General features: G+C 59.9%; 14 protein-coding genes and 1 tRNA gene. 12 read left to right on the top strand and 3 right to left on the bottom strand.

Features of this window, described 5'->3' with window-relative positions; all coding sequences use genetic code 11:
* Positions 1 to 39: 39 nt before the first annotated feature.
* Genes ispF through rpoS form a run of 7 tightly spaced genes read left to right on the top strand, consistent with a single transcriptional unit; the run spans position 40 to position 5,626 of the window.
* Positions 40 to 516: a 2-C-methyl-D-erythritol 2,4-cyclodiphosphate synthase gene (gene ispF / locus H7R73_RS19115; RefSeq protein ID WP_010675626.1), complete on the top strand. Its 477-nt coding sequence runs from the start codon at positions 40 to 42 to the stop codon at positions 514 to 516.
* The gene (gene truD / locus H7R73_RS19110) at positions 516 to 1,574 is read left to right on the top strand and encodes a tRNA pseudouridine(13) synthase TruD (RefSeq protein ID WP_103261085.1); all 1,059 of its coding nucleotides are present in this window, start codon (positions 516 to 518) and stop codon (positions 1,572 to 1,574) included. Before ispF ends, truD begins: the two co-directional genes overlap by 1 nt.
* Positions 1,555 to 2,316 (top strand): 5'/3'-nucleotidase SurE, encoded by a 762-nt coding sequence (gene surE, locus H7R73_RS19105; protein ID WP_103259554.1) that lies wholly within the window; start codon positions 1,555 to 1,557, stop codon positions 2,314 to 2,316. Before truD ends, surE begins: the two co-directional genes overlap by 20 nt.
* Positions 2,317 to 2,320: 4 nt before the next feature.
* Positions 2,321 to 2,938 carry a protein-L-isoaspartate(D-aspartate) O-methyltransferase gene (locus tag H7R73_RS19100; RefSeq protein WP_010675623.1) on the top strand — a complete coding sequence of 206 codons (618 nt, stop codon included), beginning with the start codon at positions 2,321 to 2,323 and terminating at the stop codon, positions 2,936 to 2,938.
* Positions 2,935 to 3,516, top strand: a complete 582-nt coding sequence (locus H7R73_RS19095; RefSeq protein ID WP_010675622.1) for a YqaA family protein — start codon at positions 2,935 to 2,937, stop codon at positions 3,514 to 3,516. Before H7R73_RS19100 ends, H7R73_RS19095 begins: the two co-directional genes overlap by 4 nt.
* Positions 3,517 to 3,525: 9 nt before the next feature.
* Entirely contained in the window at positions 3,526 to 4,596 is a 1,071-nt protein-coding gene (locus tag H7R73_RS19090; protein WP_039041047.1) for a LysM peptidoglycan-binding domain-containing protein, read from the top strand.
* 46 nt (positions 4,597 to 4,642) lie between these two features.
* Positions 4,643 to 5,626: an RNA polymerase sigma factor RpoS gene (rpoS, locus tag H7R73_RS19085; protein WP_010675620.1), complete on the top strand. Its 984-nt coding sequence runs from the start codon at positions 4,643 to 4,645 to the stop codon at positions 5,624 to 5,626.
* A gap of 74 nt (positions 5,627 to 5,700) precedes the next feature.
* Here the strand turns inward: rpoS and tsaD are convergent, their stop codons facing one another.
* Positions 5,701 to 6,714: a tRNA (adenosine(37)-N6)-threonylcarbamoyltransferase complex transferase subunit TsaD gene (gene tsaD / locus H7R73_RS19080; RefSeq protein ID WP_010675619.1), complete on the bottom strand. Its 1,014-nt coding sequence runs from the start codon at positions 6,712 to 6,714 to the stop codon at positions 5,701 to 5,703.
* A gap of 179 nt (positions 6,715 to 6,893) precedes the next feature.
* Here tsaD and rpsU point away from each other — a divergent pair, with 179 nt between their 5' ends.
* From rpsU to H7R73_RS19055, 5 genes are all read left to right on the top strand, one after another.
* Positions 6,894 to 7,109 (top strand): 30S ribosomal protein S21, encoded by a 216-nt coding sequence (gene rpsU, locus H7R73_RS19075; RefSeq protein WP_005309452.1) that lies wholly within the window; start codon positions 6,894 to 6,896, stop codon positions 7,107 to 7,109.
* 15 nt (positions 7,110 to 7,124) lie between these two features.
* On the top strand, positions 7,125 to 7,568 hold the full coding sequence (locus H7R73_RS19070; protein ID WP_010675618.1) for a GatB/YqeY domain-containing protein: 444 nt from the start codon (positions 7,125 to 7,127) through the stop codon (positions 7,566 to 7,568).
* An 89-nt stretch (positions 7,569 to 7,657) separates the two neighbouring features.
* A complete protein-coding gene (gene dnaG, locus H7R73_RS19065; protein ID WP_042864951.1) occupies positions 7,658 to 9,445 on the top strand; it encodes a DNA primase in 1,788 nt (595 codons plus the stop codon).
* A gap of 183 nt (positions 9,446 to 9,628) precedes the next feature.
* Positions 9,629 to 11,524 carry an RNA polymerase sigma factor RpoD gene (gene rpoD / locus H7R73_RS19060; RefSeq protein WP_263639565.1) on the top strand — a complete coding sequence of 632 codons (1,896 nt, stop codon included), beginning with the start codon at positions 9,629 to 9,631 and terminating at the stop codon, positions 11,522 to 11,524.
* 194 nt (positions 11,525 to 11,718) lie between these two features.
* A tRNA-Ile gene (locus tag H7R73_RS19055) sits at positions 11,719 to 11,795 on the top strand.
* 47 nt (positions 11,796 to 11,842) lie between these two features.
* On the opposite strand, the gene H7R73_RS19050 is transcribed toward H7R73_RS19055, so the two are convergent.
* Both H7R73_RS19050 and H7R73_RS19045 read right to left on the bottom strand, forming a co-directional pair.
* Entirely contained in the window at positions 11,843 to 12,313 is a 471-nt protein-coding gene (locus H7R73_RS19050) for a tetratricopeptide repeat protein (protein ID WP_103259556.1), read from the bottom strand.
* 147 nt (positions 12,314 to 12,460) lie between these two features.
* Positions 12,461 to 15,037, bottom strand: coding sequence for an alpha amylase C-terminal domain-containing protein (locus H7R73_RS19045; protein WP_103259557.1), 2,577 nt, complete (start codon positions 15,035 to 15,037; stop codon positions 12,461 to 12,463).
* Positions 15,038 to 15,265: the final 228 nt, after the last annotated feature.

Here is a 15,265-nt window from a genome sequence, read left to right as displayed (position 1 = left end):
TGATGAGACAGATTTCCGTGTATTGAGGAGGGCGCAGGCATGATGCGGATCGGACATGGTTTTGATGTTCACAAGTTTGGCGGGGTCGGTCCCTGCATGCTGGGCGGGGTGGCAGTGCCCTATGAACAGGGCCTGCTGGCCCACTCCGATGGCGACGTGGTGTTGCATGCGGTGAGCGATGCCCTGCTGGGGGCCATCGGCGCTGGCGACATCGGCCGCCACTTCCCCGATACCGCCGCCGAATTCAAGGGCATCGACAGCCGCATCCTGCTGCGGGATGTCTTTGCCCGCGTGCAGCTCGCAGGTTATGCCATCGGCAACCTGGATGTGACCATCATCGCCCAGGCCCCCAAGATGGCCCCCCATATCGACGCCATGTGCGCCGTGCTGGCCGCGGATCTGCAATGTGATTTAAACCGGGTGAACGTCAAGGCGACCACCACCGAACAACTCGGATTCACGGGGCGCAAGGAAGGGATCGCCACCGAAGCCGTCGTCTTGCTGGTGAAACAATGATGCTTGAACAACTTGCCTATCTGCACGGGACGCCCACTGCTCGCGGCATCCTCAAGGCCGAGGCCGCCGACTTCGTGGTCAATGAAGATCTCGGGTTCGAACCTTGCGGCGAGGGTGAACACATCTTCGTCCGGGTACGCAAAACCGGCGAGAATACTGCCTGGGTGGCTGGCCTGCTGGCCGATGCGGCCGGGGTTGCCCGCAATACAGTGACCTGGGCTGGTCTGAAAGATCGCCATGCGGTGACCGAACAGTGGTTCGGCATCCATCTGCCGGGCAAGGGCGAGCCGGATCTCTCGGTCATCGAGAACGACAACATCCGGATCCTTGAGGTGAAGCGCCACAACAAGAAGCTGCGGGTCGGCTATCTCAAGGGCAACCACTTCACCCTGCGTCTCACCGGGCTGGAGCAGGCCGACGGGCTGGAATCCCGTCTGCAGGCGATAGCAACCCAGGGGGTGCCCAACTACTACGGCGAGCAGCGTTTCGGCCGTGGTGGCAACAACCTGGAGGCCGCCAAGGCGATGTTCGCCGGCAAACGGATCAAGGATCGCAACAAGCGCTCCCTCTATCTGTCCGCCGCCCGCAGCATGCTGTTCAATGCCATCGTCAGCGCCCGCATCGAGCAGGGACTGGCCCATCAGCTGCTGGCCGGCGACTGCGTGATGCTCAAGGGCAGCCACTCCATCTTCAGCGAAGAGAGCGTGACTCCCGAGCTGGAGGCTCGCCTTGCCTCCGGAGACGTGCAGCTGACCGCTCCCCAGTGGGGCCGTGGCCGTCTGGCGAGCCAGGGCGCTGCTGCCGAGTTCGAGCAAGAAGTGCTGGCTCCTTATGGTGACTGGTGCGAAGGACTGGAGAAAGCCGGGCTGGATCAGGACAGGCGCCCGCTGCTGCTCAAGCCGGAGCAGATGAGCTGGCAACGGGAGGACGAGGTGCTGACCCTGTCGTTCTTCCTGCCTGCCGGCGCCTTTGCCACCAGCGTGGTACGAGAGTTAATGCTGGCCGAAGAGGCCGATCACGGTTTCAGGAACTCAACCGATGCGAATTCTGGTCAGTAATGACGATGGGGTACACGCCGAGGGTATTCGCGCCCTCAGCGAGGTGTTGCGTGCCTGTGGCGAGGTCGTGGTGGTGGCTCCGGATCGCAACCGCAGCGGTGCCAGCCACTCCCTGACGCTGGAAGTACCGCTGCGGGTCACCCGCCTCGATGCGTCCAGTTTTCACGGCATCAAGAGTTATGCGGTCAAGGGGACGCCGACCGACTGCGTTCATCTGGCGGTCAACGAACTGCTGCGCCCTGAGCCCGACATGGTGGTGGCCGGTATCAATCACGGGGCCAACCTGGGGGATGACGTCATCTACTCGGGGACGGTCGCGGCCGCGACGGAAGGGCGTCATCTTGGTTTCCCCTCCATCGCCGTATCGCTGGTGGGCAAGACCCATTTCGCCAGTGCGGCCCACTACGCCGCCCAGCTGGTGCGGGGGCTGATGGTGCATCCGTTGCCTGCGGATCAGATCCTCAACGTGAATGTGCCGGATCTGCCGCTCGAGCAGATAAAGGGGATCAGGGTGACGCGCCTTGGCAATCGCCACCGGGCGGAGTCGGTGATCCGCACCGAGGATCCCCGTGGTCAGCCGGTCTACTGGATTGGTCCCCCCGGCAACCAGCAGGATGCGGGAGGGGGAACGGACTTTGCCGCCATCGAGCAGGGTTATGTCTCCATCACTCCCCTGACCATCGACATGACGGCCTACGGCAGTCTGTCGACCCTGGGCGCGTGGCTGGATCTGCAGGGATGACGTTGTGATAGTACAGCGCCTGTTGAATCAACTGATTGCCCAGGATGTCCGCGATTTCCGCGTATTGGCGGCGATCGCGAAGGTGCCGCGCCAGCTGTTTGTGGACGAGGCCATGGCCCACAAGGCCTGGGACAATACGGCCCTGCCCATCGGCCATGGGCAGACCATCTCCCAGCCTTACATCGTGGCGCGCATGACCGAGCTGCTGATCCAGAACGATCCGGCCCATGTGCTGGAGATCGGGACGGGATCGGGCTACCAGACGGCGGTACTGGCCCACCTGGTGGAGCATGTCTACACCATGGAGCGGATCAAGTCGCTGCAGTTTCAGGCCCGGCGCAGATTGCGCCAGCTCGATCTGCACAATGTGTCGGCCAAGCACGGCAATGGGTGGCTAGGTTGGCCCAACAAGGGCCCTTTCGACGCCATCCTGGTGACGGCGGCGGCCAGTGAGGTCCCCAAGGCCCTGACCGATCAGCTGGCTGACGGTGGTCGTCTGGTGTTGCCGGTGGGTGATGGCCAGCAGACTCTGCAGCTCATCGAGCGATCGGGCTCCCAGCTCACCAGCCGGATCCTGGAGCCGGTACGTTTCGTTCCCCTGATTGACGGAGATGTCGAGTGAAGTTGTTTTCCCGCCTTTATGTTCTGGTTATGCAGTGGGCACGCCACAAGTATGCCCCCTGGTATCTGGCCATCACCGCCTTTATTGAATCCATCTTCTGGCCCATCCCGGTGGATGTGATGCTGGCACCCATGGCGCTCGGCAAACCTCATCGCGCCTGGCACTATGCCGCGCTGGCCACTCTCTTTTCGGTGCTGGGCGCCCTGTTTGGTTATCTGCTCGGCTATGCCCTGTGGGAGCCTGTGGTGCAGCCGCTGGTGACCTCGGTTGGCTATGAGGACAAGATTGCCCTGGCCGAACAGTGGTTCGCGCAGTGGGGCATCTGGGTTATTTTTATTGCCAGCTTCACGCCGATCCCCTACAAGGTGTTTACCGTCACGGCTGGCTTGCTCCACATGGCACTGTTGCCTTTCATCCTGACCTCGCTGATCGGTCGTGGCATGCGCTTCTTCCTGGTTGCAGGTCTGATGCGCTGGGGCGGTGAGAAGATGGAGCGCAAGCTGATGCACTATGTGGATGTGCTGGGCTGGCTCTGTATTGGTTTGGCCGTTGCGGCCTATTTCTGGTTTAGTCGTTAAGGATCCACTATGTGTTCGCGTGTTTGGCAAGGTAGCGGTGTCGTCGTGTTGTCATGGCTGCTGCTTGCCTGTTCCTCCAGCAAGACTGCGGCTCCGGTGCACAGCCTGGGCAATGATCAGGTCGCTTCGACCATCCCCGTGCGTCAAGGTATGACCAAGCCCGGCATTGCAGGCAACGGGTACACCGTGGTCAAAGGAGACACTCTCTATTCCATTGCATTTCGTTCTGGCATGGATGTGGCTTCGCTTATCAGCATCAATGGCATCACTCCCCCCTATAACATTTATCCCGGCCAGCAGCTCAGGCTCGATGGCGCTTCCGCCCCCATGGCGGTGGCAACCGTCGGCAGCCCTGTCAGTCGTGGCAGCGTGACGGGGTCTGGCAGTTACGAGGTGCGCCGTGGCGATACCTTGAGCAGCATCGGTCGCCAGTTCGGTCTCTCCAACCAGGCCTTGGCCCAGCGCAACAACCTCCAGGCTCCTTATGCATTGCACGTGGGCCAGGTGCTCAATGTGGGGGGCTCGGGTTCCTCGGGTGGTCAGATGGTGGCAGCAACCACACCGGTGGTGACCAGCACGGGGCCCAAACCCCTGGCCACGGCTCCGGCAGGTACGACCACACCATTTATTGCTCAGAAAACGATTGCTCCTGCCTCGTCAACAGCATACGCTCAGGCGAAAGAACAAAAAACCGTCAGTTCCTCGTCAACACTCTCCTGGCATTGGCCGACCAAAGGGCGGATCGTTGAAGGCTTCTCCGTTGCGGAACAAGGCAACAAGGGCATCGACATTTCCGGCCAGAAGGGCCAACCCATTTACGCTGCGAGCAGCGGCAAAGTGGTCTATGCGGGCAGTGCACTGCGAGGGTATGGCAAGCTGATAATTCTCAAGCACAACGATGACTACCTCTCCGCCTACGCTCACAACGATGAGTTGAGGGTCAAAGAGGGAGACACCGTGAAGGGCGGAGCGGTTATCGCCAATATGGGTAGCACGGATGCGCCGGATGTGCGCTTGCACTTTGAAATCCGGTACAAAGGCAAGTCGATCAACCCGATGGGCTATTTGCCAAAGCGTTAACTCAGAGAGCTGAGTCTTACTCTGGTGTAGGTCAGGGAGAGATATCATGAGCCAAGAACAACTGGTAATGCAGGATGCAGAGTTAGAGTTCGACGAGGAGCTGGAGGTTCAGGAGGAAGAAGAGGTTCAGGAAGTGGCGGCCGAAGCCGAAGAGACCATTTCCGATGAACTGATGGCGCCAGAGCTGAACAAGGTAATGGACGCCACCCAGCTCTATCTGGGGGAGATAGGTTTCTCCCCCTTGCTCACGGCCGAAGAGGAAGTCTACTACGCCCGCCGTGCTCTGCGTGGCGACAAAGCGGCGCGCAAGCGCATGATCGAATCCAACCTGCGCCTGGTGGTCAAGATTGCCCGGCGCTACAACAACCGCGGCCTGGTGCTGCTGGATCTCATCGAAGAGGGCAACCTCGGTCTTATTCGCGCGGTCGAGAAGTTTGACCCCGAGCGAGGCTTCCGTTTCTCTACCTATGCCACCTGGTGGATCCGCCAGACCATAGAGCGGGCCATCATGAACCAGACCCGGACCATTCGTCTGCCCATCCATGTGGTCAAGGAGCTGAACGTCTATCTGCGCACTGCGCGCGAGCTTTCCCATCGTCTCGACCATGAGCCGACCGCCGAGGATATCGCCTCTGCACTGGATCGCTCTGTGGACGATGTGAATCGCATGCTCAAGCTCAACGAGAAGATCACCTCGGTGGATACTCCCATTGGTGGCGATCGCGACAAGGCGTTGCTGGATGTACTTTCCGACGAGCGCGGCATGGGGCCCGAGCTGGAGTCCCAGGAAGATGACATGCGCAGCAGCATAGTGCACTGGCTGGAGGAGCTGAATCCCAAGCAGCGCGAAGTGCTGGCCCGCCGTTTCGGTCTGCTCGGCTATGAACCGGCCACCCTGGAAGACGTGGGCGCCGAGATTGGTTTGACCCGCGAGCGGGTGCGTCAGATCCAGGTGGAAGGGTTGCGCCGTCTGCGGGAAATCCTGCTAGGGCAGGGGCTTTCCATTGAGGCGCTGTTCCGCACCAACTAAACGGGTATGAATATTGTCATCAAGATGAAAAAAGGGGCCGCAGGCCCCTTTCTTTTTGTCGTGGATCGTCAGGATCACACCGGATCCAGAGTGTCCAGCGGCCAGCGCGGCACGGCCTTGACGACGAGGGGTTCGAAGACTCCCGCTTTCAGGCGTTGCATGCCGGCATAGGCGATCATGGCGCCGTTGTCGGTGCAGTATTCGGTGCGCGGGTAGAAGACTTCACCTTTGAGGCTCTCCATCAGCTCGGCCAGCTGGGCGCGCAGATGACGGTTGGCACTGACGCCGCCCGCCACGACCAGACGATTGAGACCGGTCTCTTTCAGGGCACGGCGGCACTTGATGGCCAGGGTGTCGACCACCGCATCCTCAAACGCTCGGGCGATGTCGGCACGGGTCTGTTCATCATCACCGTTGGCGGCAATGGTGTTGGCGGCGAAGGTCTTGAGACCGGAGAAGCTCATGTCGAGCCCGGGACGGTCGGTCATGGGACGCGGGAAGGTAAAGCGTCCAGTGGTGCCCTTCTCCGCCAGCCGGGAGAGCAGCGGGCCACCGGGGTAGTCCAGACCCATCAGCTTGGCGGTCTTGTCGAACGCCTCACCAGCGGCATCGTCGATCGATTCGCCCAGCAGCTGGTAGCTGCCGATGCCATCGACCCGGACCAGCATGGAGTGGCCGCCGGAGACCAGCAGCGCCACGAATGGAAACTCGGGGGCTCGCTCTTCCAGCATTGGGGCCAGCAGGTGGCCTTCCATGTGATGTACGGCGATGGCCGGCTTGTCCCAGGCCATCGCCAACGAGCGGCCTATGGTAGCCCCGACCAGGATGGCACCAACGAGACCTGGCCCCGCGGTATAGGCGATGCCATCGATGTCATCCTTGCCAAGTCCGGCCTCTTTCAAGGCGGCCTGGATCAAGGGGATCGTCTTGCGTACATGGTCCCGGCTGGCGAGCTCGGGAACGACGCCGCCGTAGTCCGCATGCAGCTTGACCTGGCTGTACAACTGGTGGGAAAGGATCCCTTTTTGATCATCGAAGATCGCGATCCCGGTTTCGTCACAGGATGTCTCTATGCCCAATACACGCATTGCTAAAAAATTTCACTGCTAAAATGAGACGGCTATGGTAACCTTCGCGGGTTTTTTAAACCAGAGCGATCTCTGCGGGTTTACTTTCATTCCCTGTCCAGAGTATAATTTCGCACCATTTTAAGACATGCTGATCGATTGAAGGTCAGCTAACAATTTATCACTGAGGTGAAAGGCACATGCCAGTAATCAAAGTCCGTGAAAATGAGCCGTTTGACGTTGCTCTGCGTCGCTTCAAGCGTTCTTGCGAAAAGGCCGGTATCCTGTCCGAAGTTCGTAGCCGTGAGTTCTACGAGAAGCCGACTACCATTCGCAAGCGTGCCAAAGCGTCCGCTGTCAAGCGTCACGCCAAGAAGCTGTCCCGCGAAAACGCACGTCGTATCCGCCTGTACTAATCAAGGGATCATGCCGTGTCTCTGAAGGATCAACTCAAGGATCAGCAAAAGCTCGCCATGCTTGCCAAAGACAAGCCTCGGTTGGGTGCTATCCGCTTGTTGATGGCAGAAATCAAGCAGCGTGAAGTCGATACCCGTGTCGAGCTCAATGATGAAGAGATCCTCGCTGTCGTGACCAAAATGGTCAAACAGCGTCGCGATTCCATCAGCCAGTTTGAAGCTGCCGGTCGCCAGGATCTTGCCGACAAAGAGTCCGCCGAGATCGTTGTGCTGCAGGAGTTCCTGCCACAACAGCTGACCGCAGACGAAATTGCCGCCCTGATCGAGCAAGCCATCACTGAAAGTGGTGCTGCCGTCATGGCTGACATGGGTAAAGTCATGGCTGTCTTGAAGCCAAAAATTCAGGGGCGTGCCGATGTCGGCGCCGTCAGTGCTCAGGTGAAAACCCGCTTGGCGTAACAGGCAACTCTCTTGTTTGGTCGAAGAAGCCGTGCTTCCCATTGGAATGCGCGGCTTTTTTATTTCCTATGCAATGAAACAGGACGGTTATGGCTGGCAGGATCCCGCAATCCTTTATCGATGATCTGCTCGTACGCACGGACATAGTCGAGTTGATCGACTCCCGTGTGCGGTTGAAGAAAGCCGGTAAGAACTACCAGGCTTGCTGCCCTTTTCATAACGAAAAAAGCCCCTCCTTTACCGTCAGCCAGGAGAAGCAGTTCTATCACTGTTTCGGTTGTGGTGCCCACGGCAATGCCATCGGCTTTGTCATGGAGTACGACGGCCTGGAATTCCCCGATGCCATCGAAGAGCTGGCAAGCCTGCACGGCATGCAGGTCCCCCGTGAGCAAACGGCGGGTGGATCAAGCCATAGCCAACCAGCCGTCAGCAAGGATCTGTTCGAGCTGATGAACCAGATTGCGCGCTTCTACGAGAGCAATCTCAAGAACGCGCCTCAGGCGGTGGAGTATCTGAAAGGCCGGGGCCTGACTGGCGAGGTGGTCAAGCGCTTCAACATCGGTTATGCCCCTGGGGACTGGGATCAGGTGCGTCGCCGCTTTGGCGCCAGTCGGGATCACGAACAACTGCTGATTTCGGGCGGTATGCTGATCCCCCGTGACAACGGCCCGGGCAGCTACGATCGTTTCCGCGATCGCATCATGTTTCCGATCCGGGACAAACGAGGCCGGGTCATCGGCTTCGGTGGCCGAGTGCTGGGGGATGGCACGCCCAAGTACTTGAACTCCCCGGAAACCCCCATCTTCCACAAGGGGCGAGAGCTGTTCGGCCTTTATGAGGTCAAGCAGGCACACAAGGATCCGCGCCGGATCCTGGTGGTAGAAGGTTACATGGATGTGGTGGCGCTCGGCCAGTACGACATCGACTATGCGGTGGCGGCACTGGGGACTGCGACCACCAGCGATCACATCCACACCCTGTTCCGTACCACGGCAGAGGTGGTCTGTTGCTACGACGGCGACAACGCCGGTCGGGAAGCGGCCTGGCGGGCGCTGGACAACGCGCTCTCCCACCTGCAGGACGGCCGTGAACTCAAGTTCGTCTTTTTGCCGGATGGCGAGGATCCCGACTCGCTGGTACGCCAGATCGGCAAGGAGGGGTTCGAAGCGCTGCTCGACAAAGCCCAGTCGTTTGCGGATTTCATGTTCGAACGCCTCGGGCGCGATGCGGCTCTTTCCGGTGAGGCAGGCAAGTTTGAAGTGGCCAACAAGGCCGCCGAGCTGATTCGTCGGGTGCCGGAAGGTTTCACTCGCGAGGGGTTGATTACCCGACTCTCCAGCATGATGCGTTGGGGAGAAAACAAGCAGCGGATTACCGAGCTGTTTGCCCGCAACAGCCAGCCCAAGGTGGAAGTCAACAAACCCAAGGCGACCAAACTGACGCCGATCCGCAGGGCTCTGGCCCTGATGGTGCAGTATCCGGCGATCACCGCCGAGCTGCCGGCCATGCCCGAGTTGGCCGGGCTGCGCCTGCAGGGGATCCCTTTCCTGCTGCAGTTGCATCAACAGATCCTGACTCAGCCCGGGGTCACGACGGGTATCCTGCTGGAGCATTGGCGCGGCACAAAAGAGGGAGAAATACTTGCCCAACTGGCAATGCATGACCTGTTTGAAGAGGTAAAGCTCGACCAGGAGCCCGATATTCTGGGAGAATTGCAGGATACCTTTGTCGGTTTCATCAACCTTTTCCTGAAGCAACGGATCGAAGAATTGCAGGCCAAGGTGGCGCAGGAAGGGCTAAGCTCTGAGGAAACTCAGGAGCTGATGATGCTGATCAGAGAGGTGCAGATTGAGAAAAGAAATGAGAGTGGGGCTTGATATTTGAGTGAGCAGTCCCAATATGAATAGCGTTGCCCGAATCGACGGGATTGAAAGCAAACACTTTATAACCACCTGGCCCCGACAACACTGCGGGCAGGGGTTTCTCATGACCGACGCCGCAACCAGACATAGCATGTCTGGCGGTTTTCTATTAGAATTGGCTATTTGCGCAGCAGCGCACTGTACGCGCAACCTAGCAACACCAACCGGATGAGTTCTATGGAGCAAACCCCGCAGTCTCAGCTTAAACTCCTCGTTGCCAAAGGTAAAGAACAGGGCTACCTGACCTATGCCGAGGTGAACGATCACCTCCCGCAAGACATTGTCGATTCAGACCAGATCGAAGACATCATCCAGATGATCAACGATATGGGCATTCAAGTGGTTGAAAACGCTCCGGATGCCGATGACCTTATCATGGCTGAAGGTGGTACCGCCGATGAGGACGCTGCCGAAGCAGCGGCCCAGGCTCTGGCATCTGTTGAATCTGAGATTGGTCGCACGACCGATCCCGTCCGCATGTACATGCGGGAAATGGGTACCGTCGAACTGCTGACCCGCGAAGGCGAGATCGACATCGCCAAGCGGATTGAAGACGGTATCAACCAGGTACAAAGCTCCGTCGCCGAGTACCCTGAAGCCATCACTTACCTGCTCGAACAGTATGACAAGTACGAAGCCGAGCAGCTTCGCCTGTCCGACATCATCTCCGGCTTCATCGATCCGAACGAAGTGGATGACGTGGCACCGACCGCCACTCATATCGGCTCCGAGCTCAGCGAGGACGACCTCGCCGACGAAGACGAAGATGAGGACGAAGACGAAGACGAAGACGGTGACAACTCCGACGATGATGGCGACGGTGGTCCGGATCCGGAAGTCGCTCGCGAGAAATTCGGCGAACTGCGTGCCCAGTACGAGGTGACTCGTCTCTCCATTCAGCAGAATGGCCGTGCCCACGACGACACCCAGAATGCCATCGCCCAGCTGGCCGATGTCTTCCGTCAATTCCGCCTGATGCCCAAGCAATTCGATCGCCTGGTCAACAACATGCGGGAGATGATGGAGCGTGTCCGCGTGCAGGAACGCATCATCATGAAGCTCTGCGTTGAGCAGGCCAAGATGCCGAAGAAGACCTTCGTCGCGGCCTTCACCAACAACGAGTGCGAAACTGCCTGGTTCGAATACCAGAAGCAGGCCGGCAAGGCGTGGTCTCCCCGCCTGCTCGAGATGGACGAAGAAGTCCTGCGTTCCATCGGCAAGCTGCAGCAGATCGAAGAAGAAACCGGTCTGTCGATTGCCCAGATCAAGGATATCAACCGCCGCATGAGCATTGGTGAGGCCAAAGCCCGCCGTGCGAAGAAAGAGATGGTTGAGGCTAACTTGCGTCTGGTTATCTCCATCGCCAAGAAGTATACCAACCGCGGTCTGCAGTTCCTGGATCTGATCCAGGAGGGTAACATCGGTCTGATGAAGGCGGTCGACAAGTTCGAATATCGTCGCGGCTACAAGTTCTCGACCTATGCCACCTGGTGGATCCGTCAGGCCATTACCCGCTCCATCGCGGATCAGGCCCGTACCATCCGTATCCCGGTGCACATGATCGAGACCATCAACAAGCTCAACCGTATCTCCCGCCAGATGCTGCAGGAGATGGGTCGTGAACCGAACCCGGAAGAGCTGGCCATGCGTATGGGCATGCCGGAAGACAAGATCCGCAAGGTACTGAAAATCGCCAAGGAGCCCATCTCCATGGAGACGCCCATCGGTGATGATGAAGACTCCCACTTGGGTGACTTCATCGAAGATACCACCCTGGCTCTGCCAGCGGATGCGGCCACCAGCGAGAGCCTGCGCAACGCGACCCGCGAAGTGCTGGCCGGTCTGACCGCACGGGAGGCCAAGGTACTGCGCATGCGCTTCGGTATCGACATGAACACTGACCACACCCTCGAGGAAGTGGGCAAGCAGTTCGACGTCACCCGTGAGCGTATCCGTCAGATCGAAGCCAAGGCCCTGCGCAAACTGCGCCATCCGAGCCGCTCGGAAGTGCTGCGCAGTTTCCTGGACGAGTAGTCCCGGGTTCTGTCAGCCTGACATTGCAACAAAAAGCCCCGCCATGCGGGGCTTTGTTTTATCCGTGCTGGCATGGGCGTGAAGAGGGGTCATGGAACCGCTTGAATATGGATGAAATCTCGCCAAGTGGTTGATCTGACTATGGACGGGGTATCCGCCATCCCCTATAATCCACGCCGCTAACCAGCATCAATGGCCCCTTAGCTCAGTTGGTCAGAGCAGTCGACTCATAATCGATTGGTCGTGGGTTCAAGTCCCCCAGGGGCCACCATTTTCAGAAAAAGCCGCTCTTTTGAGCGGCTTTGTCGTTTCTGGCGCTCACCAGCGCCTGTCCAGATCCTCGGCATAGAGTGCCATGGCGCGCCGGTAGGGGAGCAGGGCGGGATCCGTGGTGGTGGTCGCGAGGATCCCCAGCAGCGTCTCCATCCCCTCCTTGCTGCGCCCCAGGTTGTAGCAGGTCATGGCACGAAACACCTTGAACTCCAGGGCATCGGGGAAGCGGGACAGGGCCTCGTCAAAGGTGGCCAGCGCCTCGGGATGACGGCCCGTGGTGCGATAGGAGCTGCCAAGTCCAAGCAGGGCTCCGCGCAGCGACGACTCGCCAAGCCCCAGCGACACGGCCTTCTGATAGAGCGGAATGGCCTCGGCCTCTCGCCCCAGCATGTCGTGCAGTCCGGCCACTTCGTAATGTAGCTCGGCGTGGGCCGGGTACGCGATGAGTTGCAGCAGACCGTGCTGACGGGCTTCCTCGATCCGTCCCTCGGCCTTGAGGGTGTTCAACTGTTTCATATGCGCTCCTGCATGGGGATGAAGGATCAGTATGCCTGCCGACAGGCTGGCGGGGAACGGGTCATGGGGCCATGAAAAAGGCCTCCCGCCGATGGCGGGAGGCCTGGTTCGGCACCGGGGCGCAATGGCCCTGGCGTGTGTCCAGCCTTACTGGGCGCTCAGGCTGTAGGCCAGGGTCTGGTCGTTGAAGCGCACCACATAGGCACCGACCACTGCCGTGGTGATGTCTGCCCCGGCCAGCTCGGCCACGCCATCCTTGTTGGTGTCGCCGTAGTTCTGGGTCCAGTCCCCCTTGACGTCGAACTTGAAGCGCTGGCTGCCGTTGCCATCACCGCTGCCGGTGAAGGTGACGCTGGCCTGCCAGAGGTGATCCCCGACCAGGGACATGGGGGTGGTGCCCCAGTTGTTGGTGGTGCCGCGAATGTTGAGGCTGGCGACATTCTTGGCATAGGTGACGCTCACCGGAATCAGGCTGTATTGCAGGGTCTGATCGTTGAAGCGTACCCGATACTGGCCGGTGACCGAGGTCAGGATGTCACTGCCGGCCAGTTCGGCCACTCCATCTTTGTTGGTGTCACCATAGTTCTTGCTCCAGTCCCCCTTGACGTCGAACTTGAAGCGCTGGTTTGCCTGACCATCGAAGGTGACGAGAGCCTCCCACTGGTTGTCGGCGACCAGCGTCATGGCAAGGGATCCCCAGGCATTGGCGGTGCCGCGGAAGTTCAGGGTGGGCAATACGCTGGCGAAGGTGCCGTTGTCATCGGTGACGGTCACGGTGGCGCTGGCACTGGCGGTCAACCCTTCCGCATCGGTCACGGTGACCGTCACGGTATGGGTACCCGGGGTATCGAACCGGACTGTCTCCGTGGCGGCGGTGCCCCCGCTGGACCAGCTGTAGCTCACCACGCCGCCGTCATCGCTGGAAGCGGAAGCGTCGAACACCACGCTCTCACCCGCCTTGATGCTGAGGGTTTTGGGAGAGAGGGTGGCGACCGGTGCCTGGTTGCTGGTGAGGGGGGTGACCGTGTAGCGCAGATCGCTCTCGCTCAGGGTGATGCGGTAGGTGCCCGCCCCGCTGACCAGGATATCCTTGCTGCTGCCCTTGTCGGCGATGCCATCCCCTTCGTTGTCGCCGTAGTTCTCGGCCCAGTTGCCGAAGACGTCGAACTTGAAGCGCTGGGCACCGGTGGCGTCACCGTTGCCGGTCAGGGTGAGGGTGGCGGACCAGACACGGTTGGCATCGACGGTCATGGGGGTGTTGCCCCAGGCGTTGTGGGTGCCGCGCAGGTTCATGCTGCTGAACTTGTTGCCCGGCAGGACGGAACCGCCGCAGGGGCTGGCCTTGGTGCAACCGGCGATGATGGCGGCCGCCTTCATGCCGGGGACGTTCAGGCTGGCTTTGCCGCTGCCATCGACGGTGACATAGCCGCCGCTGCAGTAGTCATTGCCCCCTAGGAGGTTGCAGTACTCGCCGGCCGGCAGGCCGGTCTGCACCGAGGCCACCAGGCTGCCGCTCTCGTTGTTGATGGCGACGAAGCCCTTGTCACCGCGGCTGAAGGCGATCTGGTTGTTGCCGTTGTCCCACCAGTTGCTGACGGGCTGGCCTTCGGTCCGGTTGTGGAACAGGGCCATGTTCATGATGGTCGGTCGGCGCTGTTCGCAGTTCCACTGGCTGTCCGTGCAGGGCGTGCTGCCCGGCGCCCCCTTGTCGGTTTCATAGGTGCCCATGTTTTCAAAGCGATAGCCCGACATCACCTGCTTCCAGCCATAGGGCCAGGCCATCATGAAGGTGTTGGCCAGATCGTAGCGGGCACCGCTCATGAAGGTGAGCATGCCGCCACCGCCGTGGCCGCGTTCGCGGTCGTGGTTGACCACGAAGACGAAGGCCTTGTTGGAGGGGAGCAGGCCCCAGCTCTCGCCCAGGGTCTTGAGGTTCTTGATCTGGCCGTTGAAGTTGGCGGCGAGATCGGTGCCGTATTTGAAGTCGGTGACGGTGTCGATGTAGGTGTAGCGGCCCGGCTGAATGTCGGAGGACTCCCCGCCTGCGCCGATCACCTCCAGGTAGGCCCTGGGGCTGCCTGCCTTGTCGAGGATGGCCTTCACATCGGCCGGCGCCATGTGCTTGGCCGCATCGATGCGAAAGCCCGCCACGCCCCAGCCGAGCAGGGTCTTCATGTAGGTGGCGATCTGATCCTGGACGTAGGATGAGCCGGTATTGAGGTCCGGCATGCCGTAGAGGGCGCCGTTCCAGACGTTGTTGCTGTCACCGTAGTTGGTGATGTCGCCGCTGTGATGGAAGTCGTTGTAGCCGAACTGGGGATATTGGTATTGCCCCGAGTTGTAGCTGCCGCCGCCGGTGGCGGTGCCTGAACCCGATGCCAGCTGGTTGAAGACGGCGTCGGCATAGACCTTGACCCCGGCCGCGTTGCAGCGGGCGATCATGCTCCTGAGCTCTGCCTCGCTACCGCCGAAGCTGTTGAAATTCTTGAAGCTGACCGGTTGATAGACTGTCCACCAGACCTGGCTGCCCTGCTTGTGCTCGGCGGGTGGGGTGATCTGGACGCCACCGAACCCCTTGGGCCCGAGCACGGTCTCGCACTCGTTGGCGATGTCGTTGAACTTCCATTGGAACAGGTGAACCATGACTCCTTCGGCGCTGGCAGTGTGGCTGAAAGAGCCGAGTGCTGCCGCCAGCAGGGCGGTTCGAAACAGTGTGTTGTGCATGACGATTTTCCCTTCGATCTTGTTATTGACGTATCACTGTCGTGTAGTCGAACGGACAACAAACAACCTCGTTCAGCTCCGTAGCATTCATGAAATCGATGTGGTTGAAAATCGAACAAGCTGAATTAATTAAGAAATGTGAATGAAAATGCTTTCATGCCATTCGGTGGCAGCAGGAGGGGGCAGAGGGGGGCAGATCGGTGCGAGATCCCGTCAAGCGGGTAGCGA

It is taken from the genome of Aeromonas sp. WP2-W18-CRE-05 (assembly GCF_014168615.1).
Lineage (GTDB): Bacteria > Pseudomonadota > Gammaproteobacteria > Enterobacterales > Aeromonadaceae > Aeromonas > Aeromonas caviae.
The sequence above is the reverse complement of the archived record's forward strand: the minus strand, read 5'-3'. Positions and strand labels throughout refer to the sequence as shown.

Bases quoted from the DNA above. Each gene is read 5' to 3' on its own strand.
- rpoS (WP_010675620.1), top strand. From the start codon at position 4,643: ATGAGCCAAGAACAACTGGTAATGCAGGATGCAGAGTTAGAGTTCGAC.
- rpsU (WP_005309452.1), top strand. From the start codon at position 6,894: ATGCCAGTAATCAAAGTCCGTGAAAATGAGCCGTTTGACGTTGCTCTG.
- H7R73_RS19050 (WP_103259556.1), bottom strand. From the start codon at position 12,313: ATGAAACAGTTGAACACCCTCAAGGCCGAGGGACGGATCGAGGAAGCC.
- H7R73_RS19090 (WP_039041047.1), top strand. From the start codon at position 3,526: ATGTGTTCGCGTGTTTGGCAAGGTAGCGGTGTCGTCGTGTTGTCATGG.
- tsaD (WP_010675619.1), bottom strand. From the start codon at position 6,714: ATGCGTGTATTGGGCATAGAGACATCCTGTGACGAAACCGGGATCGCG.
- surE (WP_103259554.1), top strand. From the start codon at position 1,555: ATGCGAATTCTGGTCAGTAATGACGATGGGGTACACGCCGAGGGTATT.
- ispF (WP_010675626.1), top strand. From the start codon at position 40: ATGATGCGGATCGGACATGGTTTTGATGTTCACAAGTTTGGCGGGGTC.
- dnaG (WP_042864951.1), top strand. From the start codon at position 7,658: ATGGCTGGCAGGATCCCGCAATCCTTTATCGATGATCTGCTCGTACGC.
- truD (WP_103261085.1), top strand. From the start codon at position 516: ATGCTTGAACAACTTGCCTATCTGCACGGGACGCCCACTGCTCGCGGC.
- H7R73_RS19045 (WP_103259557.1), bottom strand. From the start codon at position 15,037: ATGCACAACACACTGTTTCGAACCGCCCTGCTGGCGGCAGCACTCGGC.